Below are 19,424 nucleotides of genomic sequence, written 5' to 3' on the forward strand. Positions count from 1 at the left end.
TTTGAAAAACAAGAAAAAAGCGGCTTGATAGCCGCTTTCATCATTTAGGTAGAGAAGCTATATCTCCTCATGTTTATGAACGAGCCCGAAGTCAGCCAAAATCGCATAGGCTGCTGGGATCATAAATAGGACGAGGAGTGTCGAGGCGAAGATACCAAAGACAATGGAGATCACCAGAGGCTGAATCACCTGAGCCTGTAAACTTGTCTCTGTTAGCAAAGGTAATAGCCCGGCCGCTGTGGTCATCGAGGTTAAAAATACCGCTCTAAACCGTTCTCTACTGGCTTTAACCACAGAGTCATGAACGCTGTCCCCTTCATCAACGTGATGCCTTATATATTGCACCAATAATATGGAGTCGTTGACCACGATACCAGCCAGAGACACAAATCCCATCATGCTTGGCATACTCAGTGAGTGGCCAAGAAGGATGTGCCCCCAGACCACGCCAATAAAGGCGAGAGGAATGGCCAGCATCACAACAAAAGGTTCAAGATAGCTGCGGAATTGGTAGCTAAGAATGGCAAATACGCCGAACAGTCCCAATGCAAAACCTTTACCCATGGATGCGCCCGTTTCCGCGGTGTCTTTAGCCTCACCTTCAAAGTCGAAACGTAAGCCGGGATACTTCTTCAGTAGCTTAGGGGCTTCTTCTTGCTGGAATTGGCGAATGATAGCGGTCGAGTTGGCTTTTGTATTGTCGGTATCGCCAAACACGCTGATAGTACGTAGGCCATCGATACGTTGAATACGCACATAGTTACGCTGAAAATCGAGCGTTGCAATCGACGCCAGAGGAATTTGGCTACCATCTGGCATTATGATTGGGAAGTTTGCCAACTGTTGTAAGTCACCAGCTTGTACTTTATCCAAACGAACTTCGATGGAAATGTTCTCAACGCCAACTTGGATTTCATCCGCGGTTTGGCCAAAGAAGGCGGCTCTGAGCTGGCTCGCGATGAGCTGACCATTGACACCATAGGTTTCTGCGCCCGGTCTCAATTTGACCAAGACTTCTTCTTTGCCCATGCGCATGTCATCGAGCACGCCATGAACACCATCAAACTCGTTCAAATACTGCTGAATATCAATCGAGGCTGCTTTCAATGCTTCAAGATCGTCATGCTTGGCTCGAATCTCAATGGCGCGACCACCGGGGCCCATCGTGGGCTGCTTAAACACCAAAGAAATCGGCTGCGCTAGCTCTCCGACATCTGCTCGCCATGCGGAGATAAACTCGTCGATAAGGGTGTTTCTACTTTCCGCACCCAGCAGGTCTAGCCTAACTGTTGCGATGTGAGGCCCAGATTCATTAGCATCGGCATTGGCGTTGAACTGGCTAGTGATGTGCTCGACCAAAGGCGTGCCGTTTTCTTTTTCTATACTCCATTGTTTGCCGAGCTTCTCCGCCGATGCAACGATCTTTTCTACCACGTATTCGGTTTGTGAGAGCGAAGAGCCTGGAGGCAAAATGATGCGCGCCTCTGCAATGTCGCCGTCGAGTTCTGGGAACGGCTGAAACTTGAGTATCCCGCCGACTATCGTTGCCACCGAAATCAGTAACAGGGTAATCACGCCACCAATAAAGGCGTAGCGATACTCGACCACTTTATCCACCGCTGACACCAGTTTGGTATTACGAAAATTCTCAAAGCCATCGAGCAGCTTCTTTTTGAATTTAGCGGGTGATTTTTCTCGCTTCTCTTTGTGAAGTGAATGAGAAAGGTGGTTTGGCAGAATCAAAAAGGCTTCGACAAGGCTGAGAGTGAGCACCAAAATGAGAACTTGAGGCACCGCCTTGAGTACTGCGCCCATCTCACCTTGTAAAAAGAGTAAGCTGCCGAAGATGCACACCGTCGTTAAGAAAGATGAAATAACGCCCGGGAGTACTTTTTTAACACCTTTGATAACCGCATTATCTATTTCTTCTCCTCTGTCTAGGTGGGCAGCTATCGATTCGGCAATCACGATGGCGTCATCCATCATGATACCAATCGCCATGAGCAACCCGACTAAAGACATGATGTTAATCGACAGTCCTAGTTGCGCCATTAGGAACAAGCCACCTAAAAAGGCAACTGGCAATCCTGCTGCCACCCAAAAAGAGTAGCGTAGGCTAAAGAAGAGCCACATGGTCGCAAACACCAAGACAATACCTTGCCAGCCGTTGCTGACCATCATGGTGAGACGATCCCAAAGGACAGAGGATAGGTCATTGGTCAGTTCTAACGTGACACCATCGGGAGCGATGGCCTGTTGGTCGAGAACAAACTGGGAGACTCGCTCTTTGATTCGCAGCGCGTCATCTTCTTTATTTTTACTGATTTTCAGCAGGGCGGACGGATGACCATCAAACAGCACCTTTTGTTCATCAAGCTCAAAGCGGTCTGTAATGGTGGCAATGTCTTTGAGGCGAATGAGAGAGCCATTTGGGCCCGAACCAACAACAATGGTTTCTAGCGCTTCAGGTGTTATACGACGTTCATCAAATCGAATCAGAAAGTGCTTATCGGGCGTTTCAATATTACCGCTGGGTAATTTGACATTTTGACGGCCAATTTGCTCAGCAATATCACCGACGCTTAACCCGAGCTGACGAATTGCCTGAGTGTCGAGTTCGACTCGATATTGATGGTCAGAAAAGCCTGCTACATCGACCAAGGAGACATCGTAATCGAGCTTTAACGTTCGCTTAAGCTGCTCTGCGTACGCTTTGAGTTCCGGCCAAGTGGTGTCTGCGGTAATCGCGACGTCAACAACCGGTTCGTTCCAATCTAACTCTTGTACAACGGGCGACTCAATTTCTTGAGGGAAGTCGTTGATGGCGTTAATCTGCGTTTGGACATCGACGAGCATCCGGCTGATATCGGCTTTTTCATTGAGCTTCAGTATTAATCGAGCTGAGCCCTCGACCGCTTCACATTGGGTCTCTTCAATATTGGCTAGCCCATCAACGGCGTCTTCCATACGCACACAGATGCTCTCTTCAACCTCTAGTGGGGAGGCTCCCGGGTAGACGACTCCCGCCATGATGTACGGAGGATCAAACTCGGGGAAGGTTTCGCGTTTGATATTGGGCAATGAGGTAATACCAAGAAGCAGCAAAGTCAGCATCAGCAAGTTGGCTGCCGTTGGGTGTTTGGCAAAGAAGCGAATCATACATTTGGCTCCTCTGCGGTGGCTTCTTTCAGTTGCATCCCTTCAATTGCGGGAAGCAAATCATTCAGAATCAATTTTTCGCCTTGTTCGAAATCGCCATCAATGATCACTTGGTTATCGCGGCGATACAGCACTTCCACCGGGCGGATATCCAGCTGATTAAGATTATTCAATAGATAGACTTTGTTGCCATGCAGTGCGCGCTCAGGTATCACCCAGTTCGGGTTGGCTTGTCCTTCGATATAGGCACGCACAAACATGCCGTTAACCAGTGGTGGAGCAGAGGCTGGGTTGAGATCGCGGTAGTCTTGAGTGATCTCTAAAATCACGCCCGCAGTCGCCTGATTTGGATCGACGGTTTCACTGATACGCGAGACTTTCGCAGGCCAAGTGGCGGTAACGTTGCCGCTATTTAGCTCAATACGCGCATTGATGAAGGAGGTATCAGGTTTGGGAACGCCTGACGTGTCACGTTCGAACTCGCCTAGGCTGGACGCGAGCGTATGCATGTCGTGAATGGACAATTGCGCCTCCACCTCCATGGTGTTGATGCCGTGGGCGACAATCATAGTTTGCTGTTGATTGACCACTTGGTCTTGCTCGATGTCTACTTCTGCAATACGCAGGTCGTAGGGCAAAGTGATGATGGTTTTTTCTAGTGAGCGCTGCGCCTCTTCGACTTTAGAACCGTTCACTTTCACCAAAGCTTGAGCCACTCTTTTCTCATCGGGCATGAGACCAATTTGATTTTCAATATCCAGCACGATCTTACGTTGCGACAACGCACTTTGGGTTTGCTGGTCAACATCAGATTGAGAAGTCAGCCCTTTTTTGCGCAGGTTTTGCTTGCGCTCCAACTCTTTATTGGCAATCGCGAGGCGGTTTTTTTCAATTTTTAGCGTTTGCTTTAGGTTGGCTTCTTCTTGGCTTAGCTTAGCTAAAGAGGTTTGGGCAGATTTGAGATCAGCTTGAGCTTGAACCAGTTTGAGCTCGTAGTCGAGCGGGTCGATACGAATGACTTCAGTACCGGCTTGGAGTACTTGACCTTTTTGTAGCATCGGATTTCTGTATACGACTCTTCCCGACACTTCGGCGATCGCTTTCCATTCCACTTTAGGCTCAACTTTTCCAAAGCCAATCGCGAGTGGGGCGCTAGCACGCAGCTCAAGTGGTATGGTCTCAACGATTCGTGCGCGATCGCCAGCGGGTTTGACTGGCAATTGAGGTTTCATTTTTATCGCTGTGACCAGTGCGATAACTCCCACAGCAAGGGCGGGAAAGAACAGAAGTTTCTTATTGATTTTCATCGGCGATACCTTGCGTATTGAGAAATCCAAATTTCATCATTTCAATATTGTGTTCGAGTAATTTGTCGAGGAATTCTTGATTGAGTTCGATCCCGTGGATGGCAAGCATCGCGGGGGGAGCGATAAACGGAAAGACCATCAAGCTAATGTAAGAAACTTTGCATAGCTTTGGATCCGCGCCGGGTTTGAGAATTCCGCCCCCAGTCATTTTCTCAAACATCAGATGCTGCATGGGCTGGGTGACATCCATGAACACTTTTTCAAGCAGTTTCCTTTGTGTCTCAGATGGTGACATGTTCATGACTTGCATCACCAAGCGAGGAAACTGTGGCACTTTGATCATTTCACGGTAATAGGTACGCATAATATCCAAGAAATTGGCTTGAGAACCGTTGGCGAGTAACTTGGCCATTTGTTCTTGCATCGGCGCCATCGTCTCGCGAAGCATTGCCTCGAACAATCCTTCTTTACTGCCAAAGTAGTAGCGAATCATGGCGACATTGACGCCAGCACGCTGGGCGATCAAGCGCGTTGACACTTTTTCGTAAGGCATCACGGTAAACAGCTCTCGAGATTGCGTGATCAAGCTTTCTCGTGCTTGCGTCTTTTCGCTTGGCCTGCCGACTTTTCGATGAACGGGGGTCATGTGATTCGCTCTCATAATTAAACAGATGATTAATTATAGGGCGTTGCACGTGAGTTAACAGGTGATTAATTCAACACTATTTAATCAATTGATTAATTTATGCCAATTGGTTGAAGAGGAAGTCGCGCTCATAAGAAAAAAGCCCGCGTAGCAAAGACTAGGCGGGCAAAAGGGAACAATTAGTCAATTGTTTAGTTGGAAATGTTTGGTTTTACATCCATATACTCGCCGTTAAAAAAGATTAAGCGCTTGAGCGTGATTTTAAAACGGTGTAACCAATGAGAGATAAAGTAACACTTTTGTTATTATGCGTTAAACGCCAAATGTGCAAAGATAATTTCCAAAAATGAAAATCAAAAAAGGCGTATGGGGAGTGATATCGATCGCGACATGTTGCGTGGTATAGTGGCCGGATAACCATAATCGAGGAGTATAAATGCCGATATTTCGATCTTTTTTTAAACGCAGAATCTTACGTAAGATGATTGCAAAGATGTCACCTGAATTGATCAAAGGCTATGGTTCAAGAGAATTTTACTCTTGCGGACAGGTTATTCAGACTTCGAAACGAGTGAATGCCTCTAAACGTTACCTACACTACAATGTTGCGCTTTTCTGCAATGAGCTTGACGAGCAAGCAAGTGAGAAACTCGACTTGAGTCAGGCTGAGTTTGATAAGCTACGAGTTGAACTGGCGAACAAGATTTTCTCAGGAGAAGAGTACACGGCAATGGACATACTCAAACTTGTTGCCCCATCCCAATGGAAAGGTGGGGCAATGGAAGACGACTTCTCCAATCGTTATGGAATGAACAGTCGATACTGACTTTGGCTAAGTAAGGGCTACTATCGCAGTAGCCCTTGTGATTTAGCCATTTTATTTGCGAGTGTTGGAGCAGCCCAAAGACTCGGTAAAAGAATAAATGATACGGGAACTGCGGTAATCACGATAAACGATTGCAAAGCAGAGATTCCGCCAGAACCGACCGAAATCAACGCGATCGCGACGATCCCCATCATGACTCCCCAAAAGCTGCGCATTAGGCCGTTTGGTTCCGTTGAGCCAGAAATCACAACAGAGATGGTGTAAGTCATCGAATCACCTGTTGTCACAATAAAGGTGGTGGTGAGTACCAAAAATAGCAGGGAAACCCCTGTAGCAAATGGCAGTTGCTCGGTAATTGCCAACAAGGCTGCGGGCAAGTTAAACCCTTCAAACGCTTGTGAGATTAGCCCAGGCGATTCGAGCTCGAACGCTAAGCCACTTCCCCCAACAACACTGAACCAAAAGCATGTGATCAGTGGGGCGGCGATGCTAATGGACAAAATCATTTGACGCAGAGTGCGGCCTCGTGAAATCCGAGCGATGAAAATGGCCATCATTGGGCCGTAACCAATGAACCATCCCCAGAAGAAGACCGTCCACCAACTCAGCCATTCGCTGTCATTTCGATACAGTGCCATTGGGAAAAAGTTGTCCACCATGCGTCCAATTCCCTGCACATAGCCGTCAATGATGAAACGAGTAGGGCCAAAGACCAAGAGGTATCCAACCAGAAGCACTGCCAAAATGACGTTGTAACGGCTGACTATTTGAATACCTTTGCTAAGTCCACTCAGTGCCGATAGCGTATACGCTAGAATGGCAAAGAGTATCACGATGCTTTGAGTGGCAAAGGTATCGGGAACGGCGAAAAGCGAATTGAGCGCGTAGCTAATTTGCAGACCAAGAAACCCGATAGGTCCAATGGTTCCCGCTGCGACAGCGACAATACAACAGGCATCCGCAATGTGGCCAAGGATGCCGTGGATGCGATCACCAAAAACGGGATAGAGTAAGGTTCTTGGCTTTAGTGGCAAACCTTTCTCGTAATGTAGGTGCATTAGTACAATGGACGACAAGCCGCCAAGTATTGCCCAAGCCAAAAAGCCCCAGTGCATAAACGACTGAGCCAGGGCGTTGATAGCCATATTCTGTGGCGAGGCGCCGTGTGAAAACAGAGGTGGCTGAGAAACGTAATGGGCGATAGGCTCTGCAGCCGCCCAAAATACGCCGCCCCCTGCGAGCAGTGTGCACAGCACAATCGCAAGCCACTTGCTGTTGGCGATTTCAGGGGCAGATAGAGCGCCTAGTCGGACGTCCCCTAAACGGCTCAATGCCATAAATAAGCCAATCAGAAAGTTAGCAAGCAGCAGTACTTGCCAGAACGCACCAAAGTATCGAGTTGACAGAGAGAAACCTTGGTTTACGAGCCCTGTCAGACTTTCTGCATCAAACAGTGCTAACAAGACAAAGGCGGTGAGGAACGTACCACTTAACCAAAATACTGGGTTATGCAGTTCGAGTTTGTAGAAGAACGCGTTGTGTTGAGTGTGCGAGCGGTTAGCAGCGGCACTGGTGGCGTTGATACTGTCACCATCCATTGGCTGCGTTAAATTAGACATTAATAAGTTCGCTATTTGTTGGTCAGTCGTTATGAATGACCTATGCATGTATCCTCACATGAAATAAACAATAACTGTGAGGTGCGTCAAAAAGCGTGTGATACTAACATGTTTATTAATAGATTCGCAGCGAATTACCAACAAGTGGTGAATGATTCATCTATTTAGCTCCGCTTGCGTAATTCTTCGCCAGTAAATCGGCAGATAGCGGTCTCTCGATAAAGTAGCCTTGTAACAAATCACAGCCATATTCTATTAGCCTGTCTTTTTGTGCTTGCGTTTCGACGCCCTCGGCAACGACTCGCATCTCCGAAGACTGAGCAATTGCCAAAATTGCTTTGACTAGCGAGTTACTTTGTTCGGAGTTGAGCATCTTGTCTATAAACACTCGGTCGATCTTCAATTCATCGAGTGGCAAGTTACTCAAATAGCTGAGGGAAGAATAACCAGTACCAAAATCATCGAGCGAAATGGTAAAGCCCAGCTCTTTAAGTTGATTGATGATCGGTGTCACCTTGGGTAAGTCATTGATGAGTACGTTTTCGGTAATCTCTAAAGTGATGCGATTAGGTGGCATCGCGTGTTTTGCACTCGCCGAGAGCAGTTGAGTTACGAAGGACTCATTGACTAGCTGCATGGGGGAAATGTTGACAGAGAGTGCCAAGTCACTGTCGGGGAATATTTTATTGATCTCTTCGCATGAACGTTCAAGGACAAATTCGCCAAGCTCGCTGATCAGGCCGATCTCCTCTGCCAGAGTGATAAACTCCAGAGGGGAAACATGGCCAAGCTGAGGGTTGTGCCAACGCAAAAGGCTCTCGACACCGTAAATCTTGCCCGTCTTGGCGTTGATTTGCGGTTGGTAAACAACAGAAAGCTCACCACGTTCAATGGCGCCGCGAAGTTCTCGCTCTAACAGGAAGTCATACTGAACTTGTTGGTTGATGGTACTGTCGAAAAACAACACATCGCCTTTTTGTCTCGCTTTAGATTTGTACAAAACAATGTCTGCTTTTGAGATCAAATCCTCTGGTTCGTCACCATCGGTTGGGAACATAGAGACACCGATCGAACAACTTGCGTATAAGACTTTGTTATCAATAACAAACTGTTGCTTGAACACGTCTTTGATTAACTCGACTTTCTTCTCTGTTTCAGCCAAGTTATCGAGCTCAGGAAAACAGAAAATAAACTCATCTCCGCCGAATCGAGCGACAAACTCAGCGGGTTGTAAAAAGGCTTCAAACTTCTTACCAATTTCGCTTAATAAGCGATCGCCTGCCGTGTGGCCATATAGGTCGTTTACTTTTTTGAAATCGTCTAAGTCGACGAACATTACCGCAAGCTGTTGGCATTGGCCTCTCGAGCGCTCTATGCCTGCACTGATGTGTTCGTGCAGCAGAGAGCGATTAGGCAAACCGGTCAACTCGTCGTGCAGTGCCATGTGTTCCAGTTTGTCTTTGGTTTGCTGAAGTTGGCTAAAGTCACTGTTGATCTTGCTTTGAAATCGTTCGAACCGAGAAGCGATCAGTTTACTCATCATAAGCGAGAACAGGGCCACAATAAGCGTCGTAATCACGCCGATAGTGATCATCTGAGCGACGGCTTTTTGCTGTTCTTCTTCCGTTTGTTGCTGTCTTTCTAGGATGAAACGTTGACTATTTTCATCGTAAATCCCAGAGCCGATGCGCCACTCCCATTTAGGCTCTTTCAGGATGTAACTGCTTTTGGCGAAGTCAGACACACCGGGTGGGGCGTAAATGGCTTGGTGATGGACAAACAGCTGGTCTGATTGAAGAATGTCTCGCACCCCTTCGATGTTAACTTCATTGCCAAGCGTGAGCGCGTTCTTGCCAATCAATTCGGGATCAATGTGCGATAAAATGGTGCCGTCCGCGTCTAACACGAAAACATAGCCAAACTCACCAAATCTTAGGTTTTTAATCCATGCTAAGACGGTTTGTTTAATGTCGTCTTCTACGTCAACAACATAGTCTCCAGTACCAATGAACCAATCGTAGGGCTCGAAATACTTACCGAAGCCGATTTTCTCAAACTCTTTGTTTTTGTTGTCAGGTTTGACGAACCACCAACGATAGAAGGCTTCGCCATTTGCTTTCACTTGTTCGCCCATTTCTCGAACAATATAACTGCCGCGAACGTCCTTAAAGTCCCAAAGAGAGGTGCCTTCCACGCGAGGAAGCAACGGGTGCATCACGTTGAGCCCTTCGGTTTTGTAGATAAAAAAGTAGCCGCGTCCATTGTTGAAGCGGATTTCGCGAAGGGCATCGGTAATGATTTTGGTTACTTCGGCTTCTGGCAGGTGCTTGTTGCTTTCGTAGAGTCGCGTTGCGATGTTGTGCGCTTCATAGATACGCGACTGAATGGTGTCTTCAAGTTGTTGCTCTGTTTGCTCACGGGCAAACTTTACTTGTTGAGCAACGTATTCGACTTGTTTGGTTAAAAGTTGGTTTTCGCGTTGCTGGTACTCCTCTTTGAGTGCAAGAAGTTTTTCTTGGGAGCCCATCAGCACGTCAGTGACAGCAAGCACAACCCAAAGCAACGTGAACGCACCGACGATGCTGGCAGGAGCATAAGTGATTAACTTAATTAGTTTTTTATCGGTAATCTCAGCCATGAAGTAGGGGCGGTCCTTGCTACGTAATTGTTATAAAGGATAACAAATATATTTCAAATTATTTCAATCATATCGGGCTCGCCAAAATCTGCAATGTTAAAAATCACAATTAAGTGGTTATACAGAGTGCATAACCCGAAAGTTTGTTCATACTTGAGTGAGTTACTAAGGTCAACAGACCCTAACAACTTAGGAGTGATTCAACTGAGGTGGATGATATGGATCGGCGTGTTTGCTCCCTCTTTAGTTTGGGTCACGCTGACGTTTTATGAGGTGACTTGGTGGGCGGAAAATGTTGTCACGTTTCCTAGCCTGTTTTTTATCACCTATCTTTTTGTTGCCTGTGTGCTTTTATTTTGCCAACGATGGGTGTGGTCGCTCATTAGTTGCTGTTTCGCTACCATTTTTTGGCTGCTTAGCCCGGTGAGTGTGCAGAAAGTATCCCATGAATGCGCTAATTCGATTGCAGTGGCGCAGTACAACTTGCTTTATGACAACGAAAATCTGAATGAAGTGCTCAGTTATCTTCACAATCACGCATTTGATTTGGTTGTTTTGCAAGAAGTCTCGCCGCCTGTTGGGGAAAAAATCCAATTGCTGGACGATATTTATCCTTATATGTATGGGGGACAAGAGGGCGTTGGTTATCCTTCTGGGCAGATGATACTCAGCCAAACGGAACTCAGTGGTTTGTCGGTATATTGGACGTCCGATCGACAGGCTATTATTCAAGGAACATGGCGACCAAACAAACAGCAAGCCTTTCAGTTGATGACGGCTCATCCTCCTTCACCGAGGTCATTAGAGCTCTGGCAACGGCGTAATGCGTTAATGAGTGAAGTGGGTTCTTTGTTGTCCAATCATTCGAATGATGAGGTTTTGATCGTCGGTGATTTTAATCTGTCGGCGATTAGTTTGCGATTCGCGCGTCTTTTCCCCAGTTTCCAGACCGCGCCAGTGGCAAGTTGGCCTAATCGAGTAAAGCAGTGGTATGTGCCAGCAAGCTTTATGATAGCGATTGATCACTTATGGCTAAAATCCACGAATGAAGGACGGAGAATTTGCCAGCGAGACAGCAAGCAAAGCCCAAGTGGATCGGATCACCGTTTGATTGTGACTGAAATCGGGTATTAGAGACGCAAACCGCCACTCGGGGAGTGGCGGTTTGGTTAATCAGCGCAGATTAGCTGTGGTTGCTTTCTCTGTGTTTGTACTGGTAGTCGACATCGACAACGGCTTTATACTCAATCTTGCCGTCAATCGTTCCAAACTCTTTCACCGCGACGTTCATATCGTTGACGATAATACTCTGGTAAATCGCGTCATTTGGCCCAGTCACGAGTTTATTTTCTAGTTCATTTTGTGACATCTGTTTGAACTCCTCCACGAGGCCAAAACCCGCTTGATACGCTTGCTCTTTTGATGCGTAACTATCTGTTGTAAACGTGCGCTCTGACTGTACCGTTGACGTTGCTGCAAATACCGATGTGCTCAAAACCAGTGATGCTAATAGAATGATTTTTTTCATACGGGTTTCTCCTCTTGGCTAACCGTTGAGAACCATACTATCTTCAGTTACGTAAGAGGTCAGTCAAGGTATGTAAAGATAATCCTAGGTTTCGTAAAGGATTTATTGATTATGATTACGTGCCGATTGCTCGATCCTGACATTGGTGTTTTTCTTTCGTTTCTTGTCAGAGAGACGACATAGTGACATCAGAGTATGGGATATTTGATACTGATATTGGGCGTTAACGATGCTCTGCAACCATAAAAAGCAAGGATGAATGATGAGAGCTGGGTTGGTAACACTGATGTGTTGTTTGCTGTTGGTAGGGTGTGGAACCAAGTTTGTCTACAACAACATGGACTGGTTGTTGATCGAGTACTTGGAAGACTATGTCGACCTAAACAGTGACCAAGAGTCGCTGATTGAGCAGAGGGTGGCGCTACTGAGTGAGTGGCACCGGAGTGAAGAAATACCTAACTATGTTGAGCATCTGGACGAGCTGATGACGCTTGACCTTAAAAATCTGACCGCCGCTCAGTTAAACGTGCAGGAGGAGAAGCTGCGTGCGCATACCGATCGCATCGTCAAACGGGTTGCGCCTGATCTTGCCCAGTTGATACATAAACTGTCTGACGAGCAAGTAGATGAGTTAATGGATAACATTCGAGTCAGGCACAGCAAATACAAAGCGAAATACAGCCAACTTAACGAGGAAGAAGTTCGCCAAGTGTACGCTGAGAGAATCGCAGAAAGTATGGAAAACTGGCTAGGCAGATTAACAGAGGATCAAGAACGCTTGGTTGAACAGTGGTCAAACGATTTGCAGATTACGACCTCGGATTGGAGCGACCACCAAACCAACTTACGTATCAGAATCAGCCAACTGCTGAACCAGCGGTCAGATTTGAACGGGACAGAGCGAGAAATGAACACCTTACTTGTTGAGTCTGAGAGTCTGTATTCGCCTAAGCTACGAAGCAAAATTGAACACAATCGTGATGTTGCGACTCGCTATATTGTCGAAATCGCCACTCAAGCCTCGGATAAACAAATCGAACACTACCGAAAAGAATTGAGCGACTGGAAGGAGATAGCTTTGGCGATACAGTGAGTTTGAGCTCAGTGTTGTCGATAGGTTGTTTACCGCCAAGGGTGGGTGCAGTACATTAAATCATCAACAACCAGTTTCGCAACAATACTATGGAATGGATTCTGTTATTTGTCGCGGGCGTGTTGGGGGGCGTTTTAAATAGCGTGGCAGGCGGAGGCAGTTTTATCACCTTTCCGACGCTGCTTTTCGTTGGCGTCCCTCCCATTTCCGCGAACGCTACCAATACCTTTGCTGTGTGTGCCGGCTACATCAGCGGCGCTTATGGCTTTAAACAAGAAATCTCACAGACTAAGCAGATTGGTTCGATCATACTCTGGAGTCTGGTCGGCGGGGGGCTAGGCGCTTATTTTCTGCTGACGATTGATGAGAGCGCATTCCTCGAGTCGATTCCTTGGCTATTGCTGTTCGCCACGTCTCTATTTCTTTGTGGGCAACATATCAATCAATTTTTCGTCCGTCTCGCCAGTCGTTCGACGATTTCGCCGATTTGGGCCAAATTGTCGCTGGCGATTTGTCTTGTGCTTGTTTGCGCTTACGGTGGCTTTTTCAATGCGGGGCTGGGTGTTGTTATTCTCAGCTACCTAGTACTCGCCGGATACAGCAACATCAATCAAATGAATGGCATCAAGTTGCTTGTTTCATCGTGCGTCTCGATTATCGCAATTGTGCTTTTTGTTGCGAATGGAGCGGTCGACTGGCAGCGAGGTTTTATCGTAATGCTTGGCACACTAGCAGGGGGCTATGCGGCGGCTCGGGTATCAAGAAACATCGCGCAGCACCACATCAAAAATTTTGTCGCACTGTCTAGCATTGGCATGACGTGTTATTTTTTCTGGGCGACGTACGCATAGGCGATCATGTGTTAGTCATCACATTGCGATAGTTTTTGAGGTTCTTTTAGAGTTATTTTTGTTCAATTGTCAGATACTTAATGCGAGAAAAAGCGGTTTAATCATCTCGCAAGATGGGAGGATGTATGAACAGAAAGCTCGGTCGTGTTATGTCCAACAGCCGAATGGTTAGCTTCGTTGCATTTTTGGCTGCTGTGTTCGCGTGGGTGCTCAAAATGCCTGCGCTGTTGACGGTCTCTATTGTTGCTTTGTTCTTTAGCGCTGCGCTCTATCTCTACGATAAGTACAAAAGCAACGACTCTTCTTCAGGTTCTTCCAAGCAAAAAAAGAGCGCTTAACGCGCTCTTATCACTCGTTTCGCTCAACGTTAGAAGAACCCTAAAGGATTGACATCGTAACTGATCAGCAAGTTTTTGGTGTTTTGGTAGTGATCCAGCATCATCTTGTGGGTTTCACGTCCGATACCTGATTTTTTGTATCCACCGAACGCCGCGTGTGCTGGATAGGCGTGGTAACAGTTTATCCAGATTCGGCCAGCTTCAATGTTGCGCCCCATTCGGTAGGCGAGGTTTTGGTCACGTGTCCACACACCAGCGCCCAAGCCATATTCAGTGTCGTTAGCTATCGCCAGTGCTTCTGCTTCGTCTTTAAACGTAGTCACAGCAATGACCGGACCAAAGATCTCTTCTTGGAACACGCGCATTTTGTTGTGACCTTGAAGCAGCGTTGGTTGAATGTAGTAGCCTGACGCCAAATCATCCTGTTGCTTGGCAATATCGCCACCAAACACCACTTTCGCCCCTTCTTGTCGTCCAATCTCCAAGTAGCTCAGTATCTTGTCAAACTGCTCTTGGGAGGCCTGCGCCCCCACTTGTGTATCGGTATCTAATGGATTGCCTTGTTGAATCGATTTCGCTCGTTCGGCAACTTTAGCGACAAATTTGTCGTAGATAGATTCATGGACCAGAACGCGCGACGGACAGGTACACACCTCGCCTTGGTTAAAGAAGGCGAGCAGAGTTCCCTCAATACACTTGTCTAGGTACTCGTCTTCGTGATCAAACACATCAGGGAAGTAGATATTTGGTGATTTACCCCCTAGCTCCACAGTCGATGGAATCAAGTTTTCAGCGGCGCATTTTAGGATATGGTTACCGACCTCCGTTGAGCCAGTAAATGCGAGCTTGGCAATGCGGTTGCTAGTGGCCAATGCTTGTCCCGCTTCGCTACCAAAACCGTTGACGACGTTGACAACGCCCGCAGGGATGAGGTCGCCGATTTTTTCCATTAACAACAAGATTGATGTCGGGGTTTGCTCTGCTGGTTTAAGGACGACACAACAGCCAGCAGCTAATGCAGGCGCTAGTTTCCAAGCCGCCATGAGCATTGGGAAGTTCCATGGAATGATCTGGCCAACCACGCCGATCGGCTCTGGGAAGTGGTAACTTGCGGTGTTTACGTCCAATTCCGCTGCGCTACCTTCTTGGGCGCGAATACAGCCTGCAAAATAACGGAAATGGTCAACAACGAGTGGCAGATCTGCCGCGAGCGTTTCGCGAACAGGCTTTCCGTTTTCCCAAGTTTCAGCCACTGCGAGCTCCTCGAGATTTGCTTCAATTCGGTCAGCTATTTTGAGGAGGATATTGGCTCTTTCAGTGACACTGGTTTGCGCCCAGGTCGCGCGGACATTGTGAGCGGCATCCAGTGCCAATTCGATGTCCTCTTCAGTTGAGCGTGCTACTTTACAGTAAGGCTGACCGTTGATAGGAGAGGTGTTGTCAAAGTATTCACCACGGGTTGGCTTAACCCATTCTCCACCGATGAAGTTGTCATAGTGAGTTTTGAAGGTAACAACAGAGTCCGGACTGCCAGGTTGTGCGTAAATCATAAAATATCCTTATACATTTCTCGTTTGGTTTGATGAGCACTCGTTGTTGCTCATTTATTGTTTCTCATCAGATAACGCAAATCACAGACCAGATGTTAAAAACTTGTTGTAAAAAGTTTGTCGCGCTAGAGTTGTCAGGGCGTAGAGAGTGTTGTTTAAAACGCAGATGTGGCGAACAGGTGTTAACAAAATGTTCACCTGTTCCAAAATGGAACACTTTAATTGTTCACAAATGGAACAGCTATGGATATACAAACGCGTCAGTTAGAGTCTTGGCTTGCTTCTTCTTGGGAGCGAAGCTCAAATGCAGGATTGAAACAGGTTAAAAAGCCGGACGATATCAATGTAACGGGTGCACTCCTAAAAGAGCGTATGCACAATTCAAGCTCGGTAATAGAAGCGGTGGAGCAGTGCGCTTTGCCACTTTTTAATCAGGTCCTGGCGAGAACAGACAGTCGTTTGATTTTGACCGACGCAGAAGGGGTGATCCTAGCGAGTTGGGGACAAGAGCGGTTTCGAGAGCGTTTGATGTCGATTGCGTTGGAGTCAGGCACCTGCTGGCAAGAGAGACTTAAAGGCACGAATGCGATAGGGACGGCGCTTTACGAGAAAAAAGCCGTCTCCATTATTGGCGAGCAACACTTTATTAAACAGCATCGCTTTATTAGCTGCTCGGCCAGTCCGTTGTTTGATTATCAAGGAGAGTTGGTCGGGATACTCGATATCACAAGTGAGCAAAGCAAGCACGATGTGACGACCCAACTGTTGGTACAAAACATGGTCCAACTGGTCGAGAACCAATTACTCACAAGTGCGCCCGGCGGGGTAACGCAGATCAATTTGGCGCAAAATGAATCGGTTCTGAACAGTGGTTGGCAAGGCATCGTGATTGCCGATGAATATGGCCAGATCGTGGCGCACAATCAAGTTGCTAGCCAGCTTATGCCTGATTTCCCTTTGCTTGGTGAGTCGTTTGAAACTGTTGTAAAACAGCCCGACCACAACGCCGATCTCGTGTTTGAAAAGCGATCATTGAACAAACAGCGCAGCCGAAAATCTCCCTTGTCTGCTTCTTGTGAGCTTCATTATGGGGATCACTACGTGGAGCAAGCGTGGCAGCAGGCACTTAAAGTGATAGGAAAAGACATTAGCCTTTTGATTCTTGGAGAAACCGGGGTCGGTAAAGGGGAGTTCGTTAAAGCACTGCATAAACAGAGCACGAGACGCAGCCAGCCTTTGGTTACCGTCAATTGTGGTGCGCTGCCCAAGGAGTTAATAGAGTCTGAGTTGTTTGGTCATGCTGCGGGAGCTTTTACGGGAGCGAGTAAGCAAGGTTACCTAGGTCGTATTAGACAAGCGGATAAAGGCATTCTTTTTCTCGATGAGATTGGAGAAATGCCGCTAGATGCACAATGTCGATTGTTGTCGGTACTCCAAGATAAGGTTGTTATGCCTGTTGGTTCAACGCAGTCTCATCAAGTTGATATTCAGGTGATTGCTGCAACGCATCAAGATCTTCCCAAACTGGTTTCAGAAGGGCGATTTCGTGAGGATTTGTACTATCGACTTAATGGTTTGATGGTGAAGTTGCCAACTCTAAATGATCGCCAAGACAAAGCGGCGGTGATTGAGGCGATCCATGCGAAACATCGCGAAAATCGGCAAACCATCTCAAGCAGCCTTATACAGTTGTTGACCAACTACCATTGGCCCGGCAATTTTAGAGAGTTAGATAACTTAATCAAAGTCTCGTCGGTGATCGCTAGCGATGAGCCAGAGTTGCGTTTGGAGCATATTCCATCCCACTTGTCGCAGTTGTTACAGCGCCAACCAATCAAAGAAGCGAGCAGAGAGGGCGGTGATTTGCAGTCTACGCTCAATACAACGCTAATCGAAACCTATCAAGCGCATAACGGCAATGTCAGTAAAGTATCGCGGATACTTGGTGTGAGCCGAAACACGGTGTATCGCAAGTTAAAGGCGCTGGGTTTAATTTCCGGTTGAGGCTACTATGTTGAACAAATAAAAAGAGGAGCATTTATGCTCCTCTTTGTTTTGAAACCTAGCCGATTACAAGCCGCCTTGCTGCTGCGCTTGTTTTACTAAAGCCTGACGTTGAGCTTCCTTATCTGTTACCACTTTGTTGTCCTTTGAAGTGTTGTGTTCCTCAGCCTGTGGAACGAATACAAAGTACTTATTAATAGTCATCTTAAGAACCTCAATTAAATGTTTTTTAACCATCCAGGTTAGAGTAGCCACCGATAGCCGGCACAAACGTGCGCGGTTCCTTGTATAGGTTTCAAAAAATAGAGGATGCTAACTCAGTTAACATCCTCCATGAATCGATAATTATAGTATGAGTCTTAGGGTTGAATAAACACTAAACTCATCCTTTTGTTTAAACGTCGTAAGTTGTCGACGCTGTATCGCCGCCTGTACCAGTCCAGTTAGTGTGGAAGAACTCACCACGTGGACGGTCAGTACGCTCGTAAGTGTGAGCACCGAAGTAGTCACGTTGAGCTTGAAGCAGGTTCGCAGGTAGACGAGCCGTTGTGTAACCGTCTAGGAAAGATAGCGCAGAAATCGTACATGGCATTGGGATACCAGACTCTAGAGATTTCGCTGCTACTTTACGCCATGCTGCTAGGCTGCCTTGTAGGATGTTTTTGAAGTACTCATCAGAACCAAGGAATGCGATGTCTGGGTTCGCTTCGTACGCATCACGGATGTTGCCTAGGAACGCAGAACGGATGATACAACCACCACGCCACATTAGGGCTACGTTACCGTAGTTTAGGTCCCAACCGTTCTCGTTAGACGCTTCACGCATTAGCATAAAGCCTTGAGCGTAAGAGATGATCTTCGAAGCTAGTAGCGCTTGACGCAGTGCATCAACCCACTCTTGCTTGTCGCCTTCAACTGGTGTGATTGTCTTGCCGAATAGAGACTCAGCTTCAACGCGTTGGTCTTTTAGTGCAGATAGGCAGCGAGAGAATACAGACTCAGAGATAAGCGTTAGTGGAATACCTAGGTCTAGTGCGTTGATACCTGTCCATTTACCAGTACCTTTTTGGCCTGCAGTGTCTAGGATCTTTTCTACTAGCGGCTCGCCGTCTTCATCTTTATAGCCAAGGATGTCAGCCGTGATTTCAACAAGGTAGCTGTCTAGCTCAGTCTTGTTCCAATCCGCGAATACTGCTTGCATCTCGTCTGCAGACATACCAAGACCGTCTTTCATGAACTGGTATGCTTCAGTGATTAGCTGCATGTCGCCGTATTCAATGCCGTTGTGTACCATCTTAACGAAGTGACCCGCACCGTCGTTACCAACCCAATCACAGCAAGGCTCACCAGCGTCAGTTTTTGCCGAGATACCTTGGAAAATAGGCTTAACCGCTTCCCAAGCTTCCGCTGCGCCGCCAGGCATGATTGAAGGACCGAAACGTGCGCCTTCTTCACCACCAGAGACACCAGTACCGATGAAGTGAATGCCTTTCTCACGGCAGTGCGCTACGCGGCGGTTTGTGTCTGGGTAGTTAGTATTACCACCGTCGATGATGATGTCGCCTTCGTCTAGAAGTGGGATTAGGTTGTCGATGAACGCGTCGACAACGTCACCTGCGCGAACCATGAGCATCACTTTACGAGGCGTTTCTAGCTTCTCAACGAGTTCTTCTAGTGAGTATGCGCCAACGATGTTGGTGCCTTTTGCTGGACCTTCTAGGAACTCATCTACTTTCGCAGCAGTACGGTTGTGAGCCACGACTTTAAAGCCATGGTCGTTCATGTTTAGGATAAGGTTTTGACCCATAACTGCTAGGCCAATTACACCGATATCACCTTTCATTGTTTCTCTCCAATTTTCCTAT

The 19,424-nt window shown here is 47.1% G+C and carries 15 protein-coding genes; 6 read left to right on the top strand and 9 right to left on the bottom strand.

All coding sequences use genetic code 11. The features are described 5' to 3' along the window. Positions 1 to 57 precede the first annotated feature (57 nt). Genes OH458_RS14655 through OH458_RS14665 form a run of 3 tightly spaced genes read right to left on the bottom strand, consistent with a single transcriptional unit; the run spans position 58 to position 5,112 of the window. Positions 58 to 3,159: an efflux RND transporter permease subunit gene (locus OH458_RS14655; protein WP_038136384.1), complete on the bottom strand. Its 3,102-nt coding sequence runs from the start codon at positions 3,157 to 3,159 to the stop codon at positions 58 to 60. Further along, positions 3,156 to 4,466, bottom strand: a complete 1,311-nt coding sequence (locus tag OH458_RS14660) for an efflux RND transporter periplasmic adaptor subunit (protein WP_269978855.1) — start codon at positions 4,464 to 4,466, stop codon at positions 3,156 to 3,158. The genes OH458_RS14655 and OH458_RS14660 overlap by 4 nt, the downstream gene beginning before the upstream one ends. After that, positions 4,453 to 5,112, bottom strand: a complete 660-nt coding sequence (locus tag OH458_RS14665) for a TetR/AcrR family transcriptional regulator (RefSeq protein WP_269978856.1) — start codon at positions 5,110 to 5,112, stop codon at positions 4,453 to 4,455. Before OH458_RS14665 ends, OH458_RS14660 begins: the two co-directional genes overlap by 14 nt. Before the next feature lie 436 nt (positions 5,113 to 5,548). On the opposite strand from OH458_RS14665, the gene OH458_RS14670 reads away from it, so the two are divergent. After that, on the top strand, positions 5,549 to 5,938 hold the full coding sequence (locus OH458_RS14670) for a DUF6559 family protein (protein ID WP_269978857.1): 390 nt from the start codon (positions 5,549 to 5,551) through the stop codon (positions 5,936 to 5,938). 20 nt (positions 5,939 to 5,958) lie between these two features. On the opposite strand, the gene OH458_RS14675 is transcribed toward OH458_RS14670, so the two are convergent. Continuing rightward, positions 5,959 to 7,557, bottom strand: coding sequence for a BCCT family transporter (locus OH458_RS14675; protein ID WP_269978858.1), 1,599 nt, complete (start codon positions 7,555 to 7,557; stop codon positions 5,959 to 5,961). A 160-nt stretch (positions 7,558 to 7,717) separates the two neighbouring features. Beyond that, on the bottom strand, positions 7,718 to 10,195 hold the full coding sequence (locus OH458_RS14680; RefSeq protein WP_269978859.1) for a bifunctional diguanylate cyclase/phosphodiesterase: 2,478 nt from the start codon (positions 10,193 to 10,195) through the stop codon (positions 7,718 to 7,720). A gap of 213 nt (positions 10,196 to 10,408) precedes the next feature. On the opposite strand from OH458_RS14680, the gene OH458_RS14685 reads away from it, so the two are divergent. Next, the gene (locus tag OH458_RS14685; protein WP_269978860.1) at positions 10,409 to 11,329 is read left to right on the top strand and encodes an endonuclease/exonuclease/phosphatase family protein; all 921 of its coding nucleotides are present in this window, start codon (positions 10,409 to 10,411) and stop codon (positions 11,327 to 11,329) included. 49 nt (positions 11,330 to 11,378) lie between these two features. Here the strand turns inward: OH458_RS14685 and OH458_RS14690 are convergent, their stop codons facing one another. After that, positions 11,379 to 11,723, bottom strand: a complete 345-nt coding sequence (locus tag OH458_RS14690) for a DUF3316 domain-containing protein (RefSeq protein WP_038136396.1) — start codon at positions 11,721 to 11,723, stop codon at positions 11,379 to 11,381. 262 nt (positions 11,724 to 11,985) lie between these two features. Here OH458_RS14690 and OH458_RS14695 point away from each other — a divergent pair, with 262 nt between their 5' ends. The 3 genes from OH458_RS14695 to OH458_RS14705 all read left to right on the top strand — a co-directional run bounded on the left by OH458_RS14695 (position 11,986) and on the right by OH458_RS14705 (position 14,005). Then, positions 11,986 to 12,816 carry a DUF6279 family lipoprotein gene (locus tag OH458_RS14695; RefSeq protein ID WP_269978861.1) on the top strand — a complete coding sequence of 277 codons (831 nt, stop codon included), beginning with the start codon at positions 11,986 to 11,988 and terminating at the stop codon, positions 12,814 to 12,816. 89 nt (positions 12,817 to 12,905) lie between these two features. Then, positions 12,906 to 13,667, top strand: coding sequence for a sulfite exporter TauE/SafE family protein (locus tag OH458_RS14700; protein ID WP_269978862.1), 762 nt, complete (start codon positions 12,906 to 12,908; stop codon positions 13,665 to 13,667). Positions 13,668 to 13,792: 125 nt separating this feature from the next. Then, positions 13,793 to 14,005 (top strand): hypothetical protein, encoded by a 213-nt coding sequence (locus OH458_RS14705; protein ID WP_269978863.1) that lies wholly within the window; start codon positions 13,793 to 13,795, stop codon positions 14,003 to 14,005. Positions 14,006 to 14,034: 29 nt separating this feature from the next. Here OH458_RS14705 and exaC read toward each other — a convergent pair whose 3' ends face one another. Then, complete coding sequence (gene exaC, locus OH458_RS14710; protein ID WP_005473641.1) at positions 14,035 to 15,555, bottom strand: acetaldehyde dehydrogenase ExaC; 1,521 nt, start codon at positions 15,553 to 15,555, stop codon at positions 14,035 to 14,037. Between the two features lie 243 nt (positions 15,556 to 15,798). Between exaC and OH458_RS14715 the strand changes: the two genes are divergently transcribed. Further along, the gene (locus OH458_RS14715) at positions 15,799 to 17,559 is read left to right on the top strand and encodes a sigma-54-dependent Fis family transcriptional regulator (protein ID WP_269978864.1); all 1,761 of its coding nucleotides are present in this window, start codon (positions 15,799 to 15,801) and stop codon (positions 17,557 to 17,559) included. Positions 17,560 to 17,625: 66 nt separating this feature from the next. On the opposite strand, the gene OH458_RS14720 is transcribed toward OH458_RS14715, so the two are convergent. Both OH458_RS14720 and gnd read right to left on the bottom strand, forming a co-directional pair. Beyond that, positions 17,626 to 17,763: a hypothetical protein gene (locus OH458_RS14720; protein WP_005473628.1), complete on the bottom strand. Its 138-nt coding sequence runs from the start codon at positions 17,761 to 17,763 to the stop codon at positions 17,626 to 17,628. Positions 17,764 to 17,953: 190 nt separating this feature from the next. Next, positions 17,954 to 19,402, bottom strand: a complete 1,449-nt coding sequence (gene gnd / locus OH458_RS14725; protein WP_038136410.1) for a decarboxylating NADP(+)-dependent phosphogluconate dehydrogenase — start codon at positions 19,400 to 19,402, stop codon at positions 17,954 to 17,956. Positions 19,403 to 19,424: the final 22 nt, after the last annotated feature.

The organism is Vibrio sp. MarTm2 (assembly GCF_027587055.1).
Lineage (GTDB): Bacteria > Pseudomonadota > Gammaproteobacteria > Enterobacterales > Vibrionaceae > Vibrio > Vibrio sinaloensis_D.